Origin of the sequence: Bacillus cereus group sp. Bc061, assembly GCF_027715825.1 — a bacterium.
GTDB classification, from domain to species: domain Bacteria; phylum Bacillota; class Bacilli; order Bacillales; family Bacillaceae_G; genus Bacillus_A; species Bacillus_A paranthracis.
Genome location: NZ_JAQFTZ010000003.1, coordinates 233,529 through 249,098 on the forward strand (window position 1 = coordinate 233,529; position 15,570 = coordinate 249,098).

Sequence of the window (15,570 nt, forward strand, 5' to 3'; positions counted from 1 at the left end):
TATGTGCAAATTTTAGAAAGTTGGAGGAACTTATGGAAGAAACAATTAGTTTAAAAGATTTATTCGATATCTTAAGAAAACGTTTAGCAATGATCCTCACTGTGACATTCGGTTTGGCAATCATAAGCGCTATTATCAGCTTTTTCTTTATGACACCAATCTATCAATCTTCAACACAAATCCTTGTGAATCAGAAGAAACAAGATGGGACAATGATTCAGGCTGGTGAAATTCAAACAAATATTCAATTAACGAATACATATAAGGTTATTATTAAAAGTCCAGTAATCTTAGATCAAGTGAATGAAAAATTAAATTTAAATATGACAGCGCAAGCGTTAACAGGAAAAATTAATGTTGCGAATGAAAAAGATTCGCAAGTTATTTCTGTTACAGCAGAGGACAAAGATCCAAAAATAGCTCGTGATATCGCTAATGCGACTGCAGAAGTATTTAAAGGTGAAGTTGCAAAGATTATGAGTGTTGATAACGTAACTGTATTATCAAAAGCAGAGGTTACTGAAAACCAATCTCCAATTAAGCCCCGTCCAATGATTAATGTAGCAATTGCCTTCGTTGTTGGCTTAATGGCTTCAGTTGGTCTTGCATTCTTACTAGAATATTTAGATAACACAGTAAAAAAAGAAGAAGATGTAGAAAATTTACTTGGATTACCAGTGTTAGGTATTGTAGCTCGTATGGATGAAGAAACAACAAATGTAAAATCGCATGCTCTATCATCAAGAAAAGTGAGGGGACAAACAATTGGCTCTTAATTTATTTAAAAAGAAAAAAATTTATCGTCAACGCCGTCAATTAATTGCTCATCAACAACCGAAATCACCAATTTCAGAACAATATCGTAATATTCGAACAAGTATTGAGTTTGCAGCTGTTGATAGGAATTTACACTCATTAATGGTAACATCTGCGAACCCAAGTGAAGGAAAAACAACGACGACAGCGAATATGGCAGTCGTGTTCGCCCAACAAGGAAAGAAAGTATTATTAATTGATGCAGATATGCGTAAACCAGCGATGCATCAAATGTTTCAATTAGATAATATTTTCGGGCTAACAAACGTATTAACACATAGTGAACGTTTAGAAAAATGTGTACAAACAACATCAGTTGATAATCTGCACTTTTTAGCTTGTGGTCCAATCCCGCCAAATCCGGCAGAATTGTTAGGATCAAAATCGATGCAAGAACTTCTTGCACAAGCATACAGTATGTACGACTTAGTCATCTTTGACTTACCACCAATTTTAGCTGTAACCGATGCACAGATTCTGGCAAATGTATGCGATGCATCTATTCTTGTCGTACGTAGTGAAGCAACAGAAAAGGAAACGGCGCTAAAAGCAAAAGGGCTATTAGAATCTGCAAAGGGTAAATTGTTAGGTGTTGTTCTGAATGATCGTGAACGTGAACAAGGCTTATATTATTACTACGGTGCAAATTAATGAAAAGAGTGAGATATGGGAAGAACATATCTCCTTTTTCCCCTTGAATATGAGGAATGTCTCATATTCAAGGGGAAAAAGATTACTATAAGAGAGGGAAGGAAAAACAAATGATTGATTTGCATTGCCACATTTTATCTGGTATCGATGATGGTGCACAAACAGTGACAGATAGTTTAGCAATGGCGCAACAAGCTGTGGCAGAAGGAATACATACAATTGTCGCAACACCACACCATCAAAATGGAAAATATGTAAATGAACGTACTTCTATTATTCATCAAGTGAAGCGATTAAATGATGAATTAGAGCAACATGAAATCCCGTTGAAAGTTTTACCAGGACAAGAAGTCAGGTTATACGGTGATTTATTAGAAGACTATGAAGCTGGTAAAATTGTTACTTTAAATGAAACAAACAAATACATATTCATTGAATTTCCATCTAATCATGTACCTCGTTATGCAGAACAACTATTTTATGAACTACGTGTAAAAGGAATGATCCCAATTATCGTTCATCCTGAACGTAATGCCGAGTTAATCGAGAGGCCAGATAAGTTATATAATCTTGTTAATAAAGGTGCATTAACACAAGTAACGGCAGGTAGTTTACTAGGTAAGTTTGGTAAAAAAATTAAAAAGTTTTCACTACAGCTTGTGGAACATAATTTAACGCATATGATCGCATCGGATGCACATAACACAACGTCAAGAGGATTTCATCTAGCAGAAAGCTATGAATTAATAGAGAAAGAATTTGGTGCTAGTGTTATGAATGATTTAAGAGAGAATCCGTATTTAATCATTAGCGGGAAAGCAATTTATAAAGAAGATCCGGAACAAATTCGTCGTAAGAAATTGTTCGGCATTTTTTAAATAAAGAACTGGTGATGCCTCCTAACCGTTATCAACGGAGGCACTCGGTCGTGCTGTGGGTAGAAATTTTTATTTCGAACCTACCTTAGACGCTTGTCGTCGGGAGTATGACGTGAGGTTGGGTTAGATGCCCATAGTTTATTAATATTTAGAAACTCTACCTATGGAGTTATAAATATGACTCTATAGGTAGGGTTTTTTGTTATTGTTATATTTTATAAAGGAATTTGGAGGGAATAAATTTGAAAAAAGTAAGAAAAGCAATTATTCCAGCTGCTGGTCTTGGAACAAGATTTTTACCAGCAACGAAAGCAATGCCAAAGGAAATGTTACCAATTGTGGATAAACCAACAATTCAATACATAATAGAAGAAGCAATAGAATCAGGAATTGAAGACATTATCGTTGTAACAGGAAAAGGAAAACGTGCAATTGAAGATCACTTTGACCATTCTTTTGAACTAGAACAAAACCTTTTAGAAAAAGGAAAGTATGAAATGCTTGAAAAAGTACAAGCTTCTTCAAAAATTAATATTCATTACATAAGACAAAAAGAAGCAAAAGGATTAGGGCACGCAGTATGGTGTGCACGTAAATTTATTGGAAATGAGCCATTTGCAGTACTACTTGGTGATGATATTGTACAAGCAGATACACCATGTTTACGTCAGTTGATGAATGAATATGAAAATACGCAATCATCTGTTATCGGGGTACAAACAGTGCCTGAAAATGAAACACACCGTTACGGTATTATCGATCCAGTTGAACAAAACGATCGCCGTTATCAAGTACGTCAATTTGTTGAAAAGCCGGCAGAAGGTACAGCACCATCCAATTTAGCAATTATGGGTCGTTACGTATTAACACCAGAAATCTTTATGTTCCTTGAGGATCAACAGACAGGTGCAGGTGGAGAGATTCAGTTAACAGATGCGATTCAAAGATTAAATGAAATTCAACGTGTGTTTGCTTATGATTTTGAGGGTGTTCGTTATGATGTTGGAGAGAAGTTTGGATTTATTAAGACTACAATAGAAATGGCTTTACAACACGAGGAGCTTAAAGTTGAATTAATGAAGTATATGAATGATATTGTAAATAAAGAAAAAGCGTATGTATAAAATGGGAGGGGAAACATATTGACCTTAACGAAAGTATCAAGTGGAACTATAAAAGAACAAGGATTACTTGCTGCTGAAGAGGTAAATCAAAATAGTTTATATTTGTTTACGAAACGTTTAATGGACATAGTTGGTGCAATTTGTGGTCTTGTTTTTCTTTCACCAATTTTTATTATTATTGCTATAGTTATTAAATTAGAGGATCCGAAAGGACCTGTTTTATTTAAACAAATTCGTGTTGGAAAAGATGGTAAAGAATTTGGCATGTATAAGTTTCGTTCAATGGTTACAGATGCGGAAGAACGGTTAAAGGATTTATTAAAATATAATGAAGTATCAGGTGCCATGTTTAAAATGAAAGAAGATCCGCGCGTAACTAAAATAGGCAAATTTATTCGTAAAACAAGCATAGATGAATTACCGCAATTATTAAATGTCTTAAAGGGGGATATGAGTCTAGTTGGACCGCGCCCGCCACTTCCTAGAGAAGTCAAACAATACACTTCCTATGATAAACAAAGATTACTTGTTACACCGGGGTGTACTGGATTATGGCAAATCAGTGGAAGAAGTAATACCGGATTTAAAGAGATGGTGGATCTAGATATCTTTTATATTCAGCGTAGAAATATCCTTTTTGATATAAAAATTATATTGCGAACATTGACTGTACTTATTGGCTCAAAAGATGCATTTTGATATTAAATTATATAGTTGTAAATGTTGCTAAAATTATGAGCTTGTATTCGTTAGGCTACAAGCCCTTGAATGGATTGGTTTATTTAGATGCACAATAAAAGATTATTTATGAACTTTTTATCATTATTAAGTGTCCAAGGTGTAAATTATTTATTGCCATTAATAACTCTGCCATATTTACTTAGAACTTTAGGGCCAGAAAAGTTTGGGGTAATTGCTTTTGCACAAGCATTAATCCAGTACTTTGTTTTACTAACTGATTATGGATTTAATCTAACTGCTACGAAATCAATTTCAATTAATCGTGAAGATAAAAGAGAACTGTCGCGTATATTTTCAACCGTGATGAGTATAAAATTAATTCTAATGGTTATTAGTTTTATAATTTTAATATGTATATTATGTGTATTTGATAAATTTGGTTATTATTGGGAAGTGTATGTACTAACCTTTGGAATGGTACTAGGTAATGTCTTGTTCCCAATTTGGTTTTTTCAGGGATTAGAAAGTATGAAGGTTATTTCAATTTTAAATGCAATTTCTAAGCTGTTTTTTACTATTAGTTTATTTATTTTTGTTAAAACAGCAGGAGATTTTTATTTAGTTCCAGCACTTACTTCTGTTGGTTATATTGCAGTTGGTATTATTTCTTTAGTAATTATAAAGAAAAAATATCAGTTGATAATTGTAAAACCAAAATTTGGAGATATGCAGAAAGAATTAAGAGAGGGATGGGATATCTTTATTTCAACAATTGCAGTTAGCTTGTATACGATTAGTAATACATTTATTTTAGGTATTTTTACCAATAATTTAATTACAGGTTATTATGCAAGTGCTGAGAAGCTAATAAATGCGATAAATGGATTAATTAATCCTATTTCACAAACAATATTTCCACATCTCAGTCGAATAGTAAGGGATTCAAAAGATGAGGCTTTAAAATTTATAAGAAAAGTTCTTAAATTGAATAGTATTATATTTTTAGGGATTTCTATTCTAGTATTTTTATTTTCAGAGTTGATTGTGGATTTAGTTTTTGGTCCTGATTACAGGGAATCTATATTAGTTTTGAGAATCCTATCACCATTACCGTTATTAGTGAGTATTAGTAATATTTTAGGTGTTCAAGTTATGATTAATTTCGGTTATAAAAAGGTTTTCTCAAGAATTTTAATGTTTTCTAGTGCAATTAATATCATATTGGCAGCTATATTGGTTCCTTTATATAATCATATCGGGACAGCGATAGCGTTGTTATTGATAGAATTAATAGTTACAGGAATAATGGTAATTTATTTGAGTAAGAAGAAAGTTAATTTATGGAGGTAATTATGTTTAAGTATGTTATTGTCGGTGCTGGATTTGCTGGAAGCGTTATTGCTGAGCGCATAGCTTCTCAATTAAATGAAAAGGTACTAATTATTGAAAAACGTAATCATATAGGTGGTAACGCATTTGATTCTTACGATAAAAATGGAGTGTTGATCCATAATTATGGGCCCCATATTTTCCATACGAAAATGAAGAATGTATGGGATTATTTATCAAACTTCACACCGTGGCTTCACTACCACCACGAAGTACTTGGAGTAATAGATGGGAAAAAGGTACCGATTCCATTCAATTTAAACTCAATTGATCAAATTTTCCCTAAAGAGTTGGCAACAAAATTGGAGAAAAAGCTAATTAGTAATTTTGGCTATAATAAAAAAGTACCTATATTAAAATTGAGAGAAGTTGAAGATGAAGATCTTAGATTCTTGGCGGAATATATATATGAAAAAGTTTTTCTAGGATATACATTAAAGCAATGGGGGATTACGCCAGAAGAGTTAGATTCCTCAGTAACTGGTCGTGTTCCTGTATACATTAGTAGGGACGATCGTTATTTCCAAGATTCGTATCAAGGTATGCCGAAAGAGGGATATACAAAGATTTTCGAAAAAATGTTAAATCACCCCAATATAAAGGTAATGTTAAATACAGATTATAAAGAGGTTGTTGATTTTGATACTAAAACTGGAGAGGTAAAATTATTTGGCAATGAATTTGAGGGGAAGGTAATATATACAGGACCGATTGACTTTTTCTTCGATTATAAATATGGTCAACTGCCATATCGTTCATTGGACTTTAAATTTGAAAGCTATAACGAAGAGTATGTGCAGGAAGTGGGTACTGTTAATTATCCTAATGATTATAATTTTACAAGAGTAACGGAATTTAAGCATTTAACAAATCAAAAATTAAATGTAACAACAACTGTTAAAGAGTTTTCTCAAGATTATATCCCAGAGGAAAATACTCCGTATTATCCAATTAAAAATGATGATAATCAAGAGCTATATCATAAATATAGAAAGGAAGCCAAGATGCATGATAATTTGATTTGTATTGGACGATTGGCGGAATATCAATACTATGATATGGATATGGTTATTGCTAGAGCAATAAAGATTTTTAATGAGAAAATCAATAAATAGAATAATTAATATAAATAAAGTTTCTAGGCATTTTGCATAGAAACTTTATTTTGTACTAATTATATTAAATTATTATAAGAGGTTAGGTATGAAATATAAAAGGTTACCAATAAGCATTGCTAGAATAGGGATACTGCTGATTCCCTTATGGTGGATTTTAGGTTTAAACATTATAATTTTTCATGTGATTTCTTTGTTGATGTTTATATCTGCTCTTTTATACTGTAAAAAAAGTAATCAAAAAGTTATTTATAAAGGATATAGTAAATTATTATTATTTTTTATTTTTGTATATGCCAGTTCAATTGTGATTAATTCATCAGCTTTTGAAATGAATAGGGTAGTTGGATCTATATATAATTTAAGTTATTGGATTATGGGTTTTTGTATTATAGTTTCAATTAATAATACTGAAATAGAATTTAAAAATTTAACAAAACTACTAAATTCCTTTAGAATTGTCGGGTTAATACAAGGTGTATTTTGTATATATTCAATTTATATTTGGAAAAAGGGAGAATACTTTGTAGAAATAAAGTCTCTTTTATATAACGCAATTCCACAGGCATTAAGGTTTGATATTATTGAAAGCACAATGAACTTAAATATTGTAAAAACAGATTGGTTTTTACAATCAGATTTCCCAAGATTTACAGGTTTTTTCCTTTATCCAACAGCAACAGGGGTCGGAACTAGTATTATTATTTTTTTGACAATTGTATACTATAAATTTGTTAAGAGGGGGAAAGTGAGAAGTTTCTTTGAACTTTTAATTATAATGTTGCCTCTAATTTTTTCATTATCACGTACGGCAGTAATGTCATTAATAGTTGCTATTATAGTGGTAACTGCTATGGCTGTCCCGAAAAACAGAGAGATTTATTTGAGGATATCCCAAGGTATGTGTGTAGGTGCCGTCTTATTTATTGTTATGTATTTCTTTTTAGATGATTTCGCAAGCTTTATGTTAGATTCTAGGGAAGCAAGTACAGGACAGAGACAAATAATCTATAAGATGGCAATTCAAAATGCTATGTCCTCTCCCTTTTTAGGTATAGGCATGAAGCCATATGTTAGTTGGATAGAGGTACCAATTGGATCACACTCTACTTATATTGGTGTTTTAATGAAAACAGGAATTATAGGGTTTTTCTTGTTTATTTCATTCATACTATACTCTTTATATAGTTGGATGAAAATGTTTTTTTATGAAAATGTATATTTTAAAAAATATATTTTAAAGTATTTAGGTATCTCGGTATTAACAGTGGTATTTTGGATGTTAACTGAGGACATAGATGCACCACAAACAGTTGCATATTTTTATTTTATATCGATTGGTTTAATGTTTGGAGTTAGTAAACAATTGAAAGGAGAAGAGTAATGAAAATTTTGTTAGTGGGTTCTAGTGGTGGTCATTTAACTCAACTATATCAGTTGAAACCTTGGTGGGAAAATCATGAAAGAACATGGGTAACATTTAATAAAGAGGATAGTAAATCCCTTTTAGAAAAGGAAAAAACTATATGGTGCTATTATCCTTCAAATAGAAATATAAAAAATTTAATAAGAAATTCATTTTTGGCTATTAAGGTATTATTTAAGGAAAGACCGGATGTTATTGTTTCAACGGGGGCAGCTCCAGCTATCCCATTTTTTTATTTAGGAAAATTCTTTTTTAGATCTAAAGTAGTTTATATAGAAGTATATGATAGGATAGATTCACCGACACTTACAGGTAAACTGGTTTATCCAATTTGTGATAAATTTGTATTACAATGGGAAGAGCAAAAAAAGTTCTATCCAAAAGGAGAAGTGTTAGGAGGATTGCTATGATTTTTGTCACCACAGGTACACATGAGCAGCAATTTAATAGATTAGTAAAAAAAATAGATGAAATGAAAAAAAACAAAGAAATTACAGATGAGGTTTTTATTCAATATGGTTATTCTACATATATCCCAAAGTACTGCAAAGGCTCTAAGTTAATTGGATATAATGAAATGATGAAAAAAATGGAAGAGGCATCTGTGATTATTACTCATGGTGGGCCTGGGAGTATAATGACCCCATTATCACTAGGAAAAACACCTATCGTTGTACCAAGAAATAAAGATTTTGATGAACATGTTGACAATCATCAAATAGATTTTGTCAAAAGACTAGAGAAAAAGAGACAAGTTATAGCAGTATATGATATAAATCAAATGAGAGAAAAAATACAAATATGTTTAAAAGATAATACATTAGAAAAAAGCGAATTTATAACAAACAATCCAGTTTTTATTGAGAAATTTAAAAAAATGATTCAAGATATATTGGCTTAGTTTGTTAAAAGATTTTTAGTGTTTATGAGTATTGTAAATATAAATTAGTGGGTTGAAGTGTAAGGAGTCCTTATGAAAAGAAATATAGAGAATCGGGATGTAATAATATTATCGTCTATTGATTGGAGTTTTATGTGGCAGAGACATCATGAAGTTGCTACATATTTTTCAAAAAAAAACAATGTTGTATACGTTGAAACAACAGCGAAAAGAAATCCAAACTTTGGGGATATGAAGCGTATATTCAATCGATTATTGAAGAAAAAAAATGTGGATGGTAGAAACCCCCTAGGTGAAAATATCAAAATTGTTTCCCCTGTAGCGTTACCTCCTACTAGCGGGCTTTTTATTAGTATAAATAATTTATACTTTATTAATAAAATCGTTTCTGAAATTAAAGAGAAGTGTGTATACAAGGAAAAAAAACCAATAGTCATCACATATTTACCAACAAAAACGACAATTGATATTACAGAAAAGCTTAATCCAGAAGTTTTAGTTTATGATGTAGCATATAATTTTGTACATGCGGAAAATACAATGAAGTCGATAAAGGATAGTGAAAAAGCACTTTTGGAATTAGCGGATGTGATAATTGCAGACGGTTTATATCATAAGAGAGAGAAAGGCAATTTGGTTAATAAAGAAGTTCAATTAGTAACAAATGGTGTGGATGTAGATGTCTTTTATGATGAATTAACAAAACCTAGAAAAAAATACTCGAAATTACTATATTATGGTTCTATATCAAATAAATTAGATTTTGATTTAATAAGAATGATTTTAGATAAAAACTATGAGTTAAGTATGATAGGAGATTGGCAACTGAAAAATCCCTTTGGTGATAAATATTCCAATTTACACTTGATGGATGCTATGCCTAGAACAGAGTTAGTTAATTATATAAGAGAAGCTGATGCCATTATATTTCCATATAAAGTTAATGAATTTAATAAAGGAGTTTTTCCAGTTAAAACATTTGAGTGCTTAGCTGCTGGAAAACCACTAATTACCACTCCTTTTGAGGATCTATTAGAAATGAAATCAATATATACGGCTAATAGTAAAATTGAATTTATGGATATCTTATCTGATTTACATATGCTGGACAGTGAAGACGCTATTATTTGTAGAAAAGAAACGGCGCTGAAAAATTCTTGGCAAAGTAAAATGATGGATATAGATGATCTTATTTGTAAGAAATTAATGTAGTAAGATAGAATATTATTGAGCAAATTCGTACATTAGGCGTTTGAAAAGTTGTTCTGTTGATTTCATCATATAGTAGAATGGATAATTTGTGAGTTAGAAACATATAAAGGAGTATATTAAAGTGAGTGTAATTACTGTCATCGTAACTTATAATAGGAAAGAATTATTATGTAACTGTTTAGAGGGATTATTAAAGCAATCCAAAAAAATTGAGAAAATTATTATTGTGGATAATGCCTCTACTGATGGTACTGAAAAGTACCTAAAGGAAAAAGGGTATATTGATAATGAGAATATAGAATATAATCGGTTAGAGGAAAATACGGGAGGAGCCGGTGGATTTAAAGCTGGGGTACAATTAGCTAATAATTATGAATTTGAATGGTGTTGGTTGATGGATGATGATGTTTATCCACAATCGGATTGCTTGGAAAATTTATTAAAGGTGTATGAAGAATCAAATGGTGAGTATTCAATTTTACAAACTAATAGAGTTGATGTGGCATCCAATGAGAGTTTGCCATATACTACTAAGTTAAATTTTAGAAATCCATTCCAATTAGAATCTACTGATTGTATATATCCTGATAAAATGAATGATTTATTTAAAGAAATAGTATCAATCCCGTTTGAGGGTCCTCTAATAAAGAGAGAAGTATTAAAGACAGTAGGGGATATTGATGATTCATATTTTATTATTTGTGACGACGCGGACTTTTCAATTCGTGCACAAGAAAAAGGTTTTAAACTTGCTGTTGTAAAAAATGCTATTATGAAAAGGCACTCCCTTCATTTGCAAAAAAAGGAAGTTTTCAATTGGAAAGATTATTACATGCTTAGAAATAGGATAGAATTAGATTATAGATACGGTAATTTATATATTGTATATACGAGAGCACTATTCCAGTTTGTTTTTTATAATTTAAAGTGTATTAAAGAAATCAAAAAGTTTAGATTTAAAGATTATAAATTATTAATGAAAGCTTTGAAGGATGGATTATTGCGTAAGAGAGGGAAGCGTGTAACGCCATAATAATAAATTAGATAAGGTGAGGAATAAAGTATCTTTATATATTTATATATTGGAAAGAAGGATATTGAATGAGGAAAAAAATAATATTTGTACTTCTAGGGACCCTGGCGCTAATTTTAATTGCTGGTGGCATATATGCATATAATGTTTATTCAAAGGTATCTAATACACTAGATGCAGTACATCAGCCATTGAACCGAGATAAATCAGAAAAAAGAGAACAAAAAGTAAACATATCAGATCAAAAACCAATTTCAATCTTATTAATGGGAACTGACCAAAGAGAGAGTGAAACTTCTAGGTCTGATTCTTTAATGTTATTTACATTGAACCCACAAAAAAAATCAATGAAGATTACAAGTATTCCTCGTGATACTTATACAGAAATTATTGGTAAAGGTAAAAAGGATAAAATCAATCATGCGTATGCCTTTGGTGGTGTTGACATGTCTGTAAAAACAGTAGAGAATTTTCTTAATTTACCAGTGGATCATTACATTGAAGTGAATATGGCTGGTTTTAAAGATATTGTAGATGCTGTTGGTGGTGTGGATGTAAATAATGATCTAGATTTTACATCAAGAGATACTCACTTTGCTAAAGGTGAAATTCATTTAGATGGTGAAAAAGCTTTAAAATATACACGTATGCGTTACGAGGATCCACGAGGTGACTTCGGTCGTCAAATGCGCCAACGTCAAGTTATCCAAGCTGTAATTAAAAAAGGTGCAAGTGTATCTTCTCTAGCTAGTTACGGTGATGTGTTAAAAGCGATTGAGAAAAACGTTAAAACAAGTTTAACTCAGGATCAAATGTTTGAGATTCAAAAGAACTATAAAGACTGCATGGAGAATAGTGAAGAAATCCAAATTCCAGGTGATGGACACAAAGCTGCTGATGGTATCTGGTATTACTATGTTCCAGATGCAGCAAAACAAGATATTACGAATAAGTTAAGAGCGCATCTTGAAGTGACTAAGTAATATGTAATAACCCAACTCCTTTGGTAGGAGTTGGGTTTATTTTTGCGTGAATTTATATTAGTATTATATGTTGTGAGAATAATAGATGAGGTGAATCGATGAATAAGAAAGCAGTACTTGTCCTAGTTATTTTTGTATTGTTTGTCGCTTCGGTTGTGAGCGGTAAATTATACTGGAATAAGAAGATTGCGAATGCAACAGGGCAGACGAGTGAAGTAACGAAAACGAAGTCTGAAGTGAAAGATAGTGTAACGAAGAAATCAGAGAAGAAGCAAGGTGCGAAAGCATCTTTTAATGAAGCATATGCGAAGAATTTACCAGATGAAGTGAAAGAGAAGTTAAAGAAAGCCGCTGAGGATAAAAAGGCAGTAAACCTTGTTATTGTTGGTGATGAAGCTTCTTCATCTGAAAAAGATGCTTGGGCAGCTAAGTTAACGGCTAACCTAGATGCTTCTTATGGTAAAGGTTTATGGAATGTGACGGTAAAGGAATATAAGGGCGAAAGCACAGACGAGTTAATTGCAAATAAACGTGATAAAGAGATTGCGAAAGAAAAGCCAGATGTGATTTTATTCGAACCACCATTTATTACTGACAATGGTAAAACTGGTAATGGAAACTCTGTAGCAAGTACACAGAAGTTTGTGCAAGCACTTTCTACTAGTGCAAAGGGTGCTACAATTATGATTCAACCATCAAATCCAGTGTATGGTGCGAAGAATTATCCGAAGGCAATTGAGGCGTTAAAGCAATTTGCGACGCAAAATGGTTATACATATGTGGATCATTGGGGAGCATGGCCTGATTCAACAACAAAGGCAATTTTACCGTACTTACAAGAAGAGTTCGGTTTCCCAAGTGCTAAAGGGCACGAAGTTTGGGCGCAATATATAAATAGTTATTTCATATCTAATTAAGATGTTTGGTACAAATAGATATATATAGATTAAGTGTGTTTAAATAAAGGTATAAAATGACTCAGTAATTAATTACTGAGTCATTTTTATTATTAATTTTCTATTATATAAGATGGTAACTTTTTGCGTACTTGTTTATCTTACACCATTAAATATCATCCGAAGTAGAGGGTGCCTTTTGACAATGTAAGAAATAGAGAGACTCATAAGGATTCCAAATAAGGTATAGACCAACCAATGAGATAGAAGGGTTGTGTATGTTAATTTATTTAACATGTTAAGAAGTGAAAAAGTAGCGGTGTGAAAAATCAATATGTTTATTGAGTTTTTACCAAAATAAATAAAAGTTTGAGAAAAAGCTTTAAAATCCCCTAATAGTTGAGCTATATAGAGCATAATTATACTACCTAGGATACCGTTAATATAGAATAAAAAGATGTTACCATAAATTCGATTATTGATATCGATAAGTCCATTAATTGGATTAGTAATAATAAATAGAATAATACTTACTATAATAAAGTTAATTGGAAAATAGAAGGTTTTAAATAAACCAATTGATTTGAATTTATTCCCAATATATAAAAATAATTGGATAACAAAAGCAATATCTAATCCCCATGGTAAATGTATATAATTACCGATACAAAAGCCTATATAACCTACCACGATGAAGAGAAGAGCTTGAAGCAAAGTATTGTAGGAATGTATTAGACTCATTATCATTAAAAATAGTATTTCTGAGCAAAATAAGCAAATTAAGAACCATATAGGTACATTAACGTATAAAGTTTCGCCATTCCCATATAAAATTCCTATTAGGGGCTCATACCAAAAAAGTTCCTTAATTGGATTATAATACTGTTTTATTATCCAGATTAAGTAAAAGAATATACTAGCTGAAAAATATGGAATCAATAATCTCCATATTCTAGTGTGTATAAATCCTAAAAAATCTCCAGAGTACTTAGTTACGTTAAGTAAGTAACCAGAGACCATAAAAAATAGCGGCATCCGAAAAGCGGAAAAGACGTTATTTAATTGTGAGGGCATTTCTGTGTGTCCCATAACTACTAGTGAAATAGTTATCCCTCTCACAATATCTATTGCTTGTATTCGAGAGGAAGAATTTAGTGCATCTTTCAATTTCATAACTCCTAACTTTTTATATGTAAGATTTATGTTACATTATTAATAAATTCACATCAAATTATAATTTATTGTGAACTGTAAAAAAATTAAATGATATTTTATAATGAAGCATTATTATAATAAAAATTTTTCTTAATTATTAAAGTTATGTATAATGAAAATGGATATTAAACTTGCTAGAAGAATAAAAGGTATTTAATAAAAAATAAAGTTAGGTGAAAACTATGAATTCAATCCTAATCTGCGGCGGAGCTGGTTATATCGGTTCTCACGCTGTGAAAAGGTTAGTAGACGAAGGTTTATCTGTAGTAGTAGTAGATAACTTACAAACGGGTCATGAGGATGCAATTACGGAAGGTGCGAAGTTTTATAATGGCGACCTTCGTGATAAAGCATTTTTAAGAGATGTGTTTACACAAGAAAATATTGAGGCGGTTATGCATTTCGCAGCTGATTCTTTAGTTGGAGTTAGTATGGAGAAGCCTCTGCAATATTATAATAATAACGTGTATGGTGCCCTTTGCTTATTAGAGGTAATGGATGAGTTTAAGGTAGATAAGTTTATTTTCTCTTCTACTGCGGCGACGTATGGTGAGGTAGATGTAGACCTTATTACTGAGGAAACGATGACAAATCCAACGAATACGTATGGAGAGACGAAGTTAGCAATCGAGAAGATGCTTCATTGGTATAGCCAAGCTTCTAATTTACGTTATAAGATTTTCAGATACTTTAATGTGGCTGGTGCAACTCAAAATGGTATTATTGGGGAAGATCACCGTCCAGAGACGCATTTAATTCCTCTTGTATTGCAAGTGGCGTTAGGTCAACGTGAGAAGATTATGATGTTTGGTGATGACTATAATACACCAGATGGTACTTGTATCCGTGATTATATTCATGTTGAAGATTTAGTAGCGGCTCACTTCTTAGGTCTTAAGGACTTACAGAACGGCGGAGAAAGTGATTTCTATAACTTAGGAAATGGTAATGGTTTCAGTGTTAAAGAAATCGTTGATGCAGTTCGTGAAGTTACAAATCATGAAATTCCAGCTGAAGTAGCGCCGCGTCGTGCGGGAGATCCAGCACGTTTAGTTGCTTCTTCTCAGAAAGCGAAAGAGAAGTTAGGTTGGGATCCACAGTATGTAAATGTGAAGACAATCATTGAGCATGCTTGGAATTGGCATCAGAAGAAACCTAATGGGTATGATAAGTAAGACTAATAAGTGAAGGAGAGGGTATTGTCGTTCAACATATGTTCGACAATACCCTCTCTTTTTTTATAAGATTTT

16 protein-coding genes are annotated in these 15,570 nt (G+C 31.8%); 15 read left to right on the plus strand and 1 reads right to left on the minus strand.

Features of this window, described 5'->3' with window-relative positions:
- Positions 1-32 precede the first annotated feature (32 nt).
- From PDQ40_RS15455 to PDQ40_RS15520, 14 genes are all read left to right on the plus strand, one after another.
- The gene (locus tag PDQ40_RS15455) at positions 33-776 is read left to right on the plus strand and encodes a YveK family protein (protein WP_229136920.1); all 744 of its coding nucleotides are present in this window, start codon (positions 33-35) and stop codon (positions 774-776) included.
- A complete protein-coding gene (locus tag PDQ40_RS15460; protein WP_229136921.1) occupies positions 766-1,467 on the plus strand; it encodes a CpsD/CapB family tyrosine-protein kinase in 702 nt (233 codons plus the stop codon). The genes PDQ40_RS15455 and PDQ40_RS15460 overlap by 11 nt, the downstream gene beginning before the upstream one ends.
- A 110-nt stretch (positions 1,468-1,577) precedes the next feature.
- On the plus strand, positions 1,578-2,345 hold the full coding sequence (locus tag PDQ40_RS15465) for a tyrosine-protein phosphatase (protein ID WP_229136922.1): 768 nt from the start codon (positions 1,578-1,580) through the stop codon (positions 2,343-2,345).
- 242 nt (positions 2,346-2,587) lie between these two features.
- Positions 2,588-3,469 carry a UTP--glucose-1-phosphate uridylyltransferase GalU gene (gene galU / locus PDQ40_RS15470; RefSeq protein WP_229136923.1) on the plus strand — a complete coding sequence of 294 codons (882 nt, stop codon included), beginning with the start codon at positions 2,588-2,590 and terminating at the stop codon, positions 3,467-3,469.
- A gap of 18 nt (positions 3,470-3,487) precedes the next feature.
- Positions 3,488-4,168 carry a sugar transferase gene (locus PDQ40_RS15475; protein WP_229136924.1) on the plus strand — a complete coding sequence of 227 codons (681 nt, stop codon included), beginning with the start codon at positions 3,488-3,490 and terminating at the stop codon, positions 4,166-4,168.
- Positions 4,169-4,255: 87 nt separating this feature from the next.
- Positions 4,256-5,500: a flippase gene (locus PDQ40_RS15480; protein ID WP_270691485.1), complete on the plus strand. Its 1,245-nt coding sequence runs from the start codon at positions 4,256-4,258 to the stop codon at positions 5,498-5,500.
- 2 nt (positions 5,501-5,502) lie between these two features.
- On the plus strand, positions 5,503-6,654 hold the full coding sequence (glf, locus tag PDQ40_RS15485; RefSeq protein WP_229136926.1) for a UDP-galactopyranose mutase: 1,152 nt from the start codon (positions 5,503-5,505) through the stop codon (positions 6,652-6,654).
- Positions 6,655-6,742: 88 nt separating this feature from the next.
- On the plus strand, positions 6,743-8,038 hold the full coding sequence (locus PDQ40_RS15490) for an O-antigen ligase family protein (RefSeq protein ID WP_229136927.1): 1,296 nt from the start codon (positions 6,743-6,745) through the stop codon (positions 8,036-8,038).
- On the plus strand, positions 8,038-8,490 hold the full coding sequence (pssD, locus tag PDQ40_RS15495; RefSeq protein WP_229136928.1) for a PssD/Cps14F family polysaccharide biosynthesis glycosyltransferase: 453 nt from the start codon (positions 8,038-8,040) through the stop codon (positions 8,488-8,490). The genes PDQ40_RS15490 and pssD overlap by 1 nt, the downstream gene beginning before the upstream one ends.
- Positions 8,487-8,981, plus strand: coding sequence for a PssE/Cps14G family polysaccharide biosynthesis glycosyltransferase (gene pssE / locus PDQ40_RS15500; RefSeq protein WP_270691486.1), 495 nt, complete (start codon positions 8,487-8,489; stop codon positions 8,979-8,981). Before pssD ends, pssE begins: the two co-directional genes overlap by 4 nt.
- A gap of 72 nt (positions 8,982-9,053) precedes the next feature.
- Positions 9,054-10,193 (plus strand): glycosyltransferase, encoded by a 1,140-nt coding sequence (locus tag PDQ40_RS15505; RefSeq protein ID WP_229136930.1) that lies wholly within the window; start codon positions 9,054-9,056, stop codon positions 10,191-10,193.
- A 121-nt stretch (positions 10,194-10,314) separates the two neighbouring features.
- Entirely contained in the window at positions 10,315-11,226 is a 912-nt protein-coding gene (locus PDQ40_RS15510; protein ID WP_229136931.1) for a glycosyltransferase, read from the plus strand.
- A gap of 68 nt (positions 11,227-11,294) precedes the next feature.
- Positions 11,295-12,209, plus strand: a complete 915-nt coding sequence (tagU, locus tag PDQ40_RS15515) for a polyisoprenyl-teichoic acid--peptidoglycan teichoic acid transferase TagU (protein ID WP_229136932.1) — start codon at positions 11,295-11,297, stop codon at positions 12,207-12,209.
- Positions 12,210-12,307: 98 nt separating this feature from the next.
- On the plus strand, positions 12,308-13,126 hold the full coding sequence (locus PDQ40_RS15520) for an SGNH/GDSL hydrolase family protein (RefSeq protein ID WP_229136933.1): 819 nt from the start codon (positions 12,308-12,310) through the stop codon (positions 13,124-13,126).
- Positions 13,127-13,261: 135 nt separating this feature from the next.
- On the opposite strand, the gene PDQ40_RS15525 is transcribed toward PDQ40_RS15520, so the two are convergent.
- Positions 13,262-14,272, minus strand: a complete 1,011-nt coding sequence (locus PDQ40_RS15525; RefSeq protein WP_229136934.1) for an acyltransferase family protein — start codon at positions 14,270-14,272, stop codon at positions 13,262-13,264.
- Positions 14,273-14,502: 230 nt separating this feature from the next.
- Here PDQ40_RS15525 and galE point away from each other — a divergent pair, with 230 nt between their 5' ends.
- The gene (gene galE, locus PDQ40_RS15530) at positions 14,503-15,495 is read left to right on the plus strand and encodes a UDP-glucose 4-epimerase GalE (protein ID WP_229136935.1); all 993 of its coding nucleotides are present in this window, start codon (positions 14,503-14,505) and stop codon (positions 15,493-15,495) included.
- Positions 15,496-15,570 lie beyond the last annotated feature (75 nt).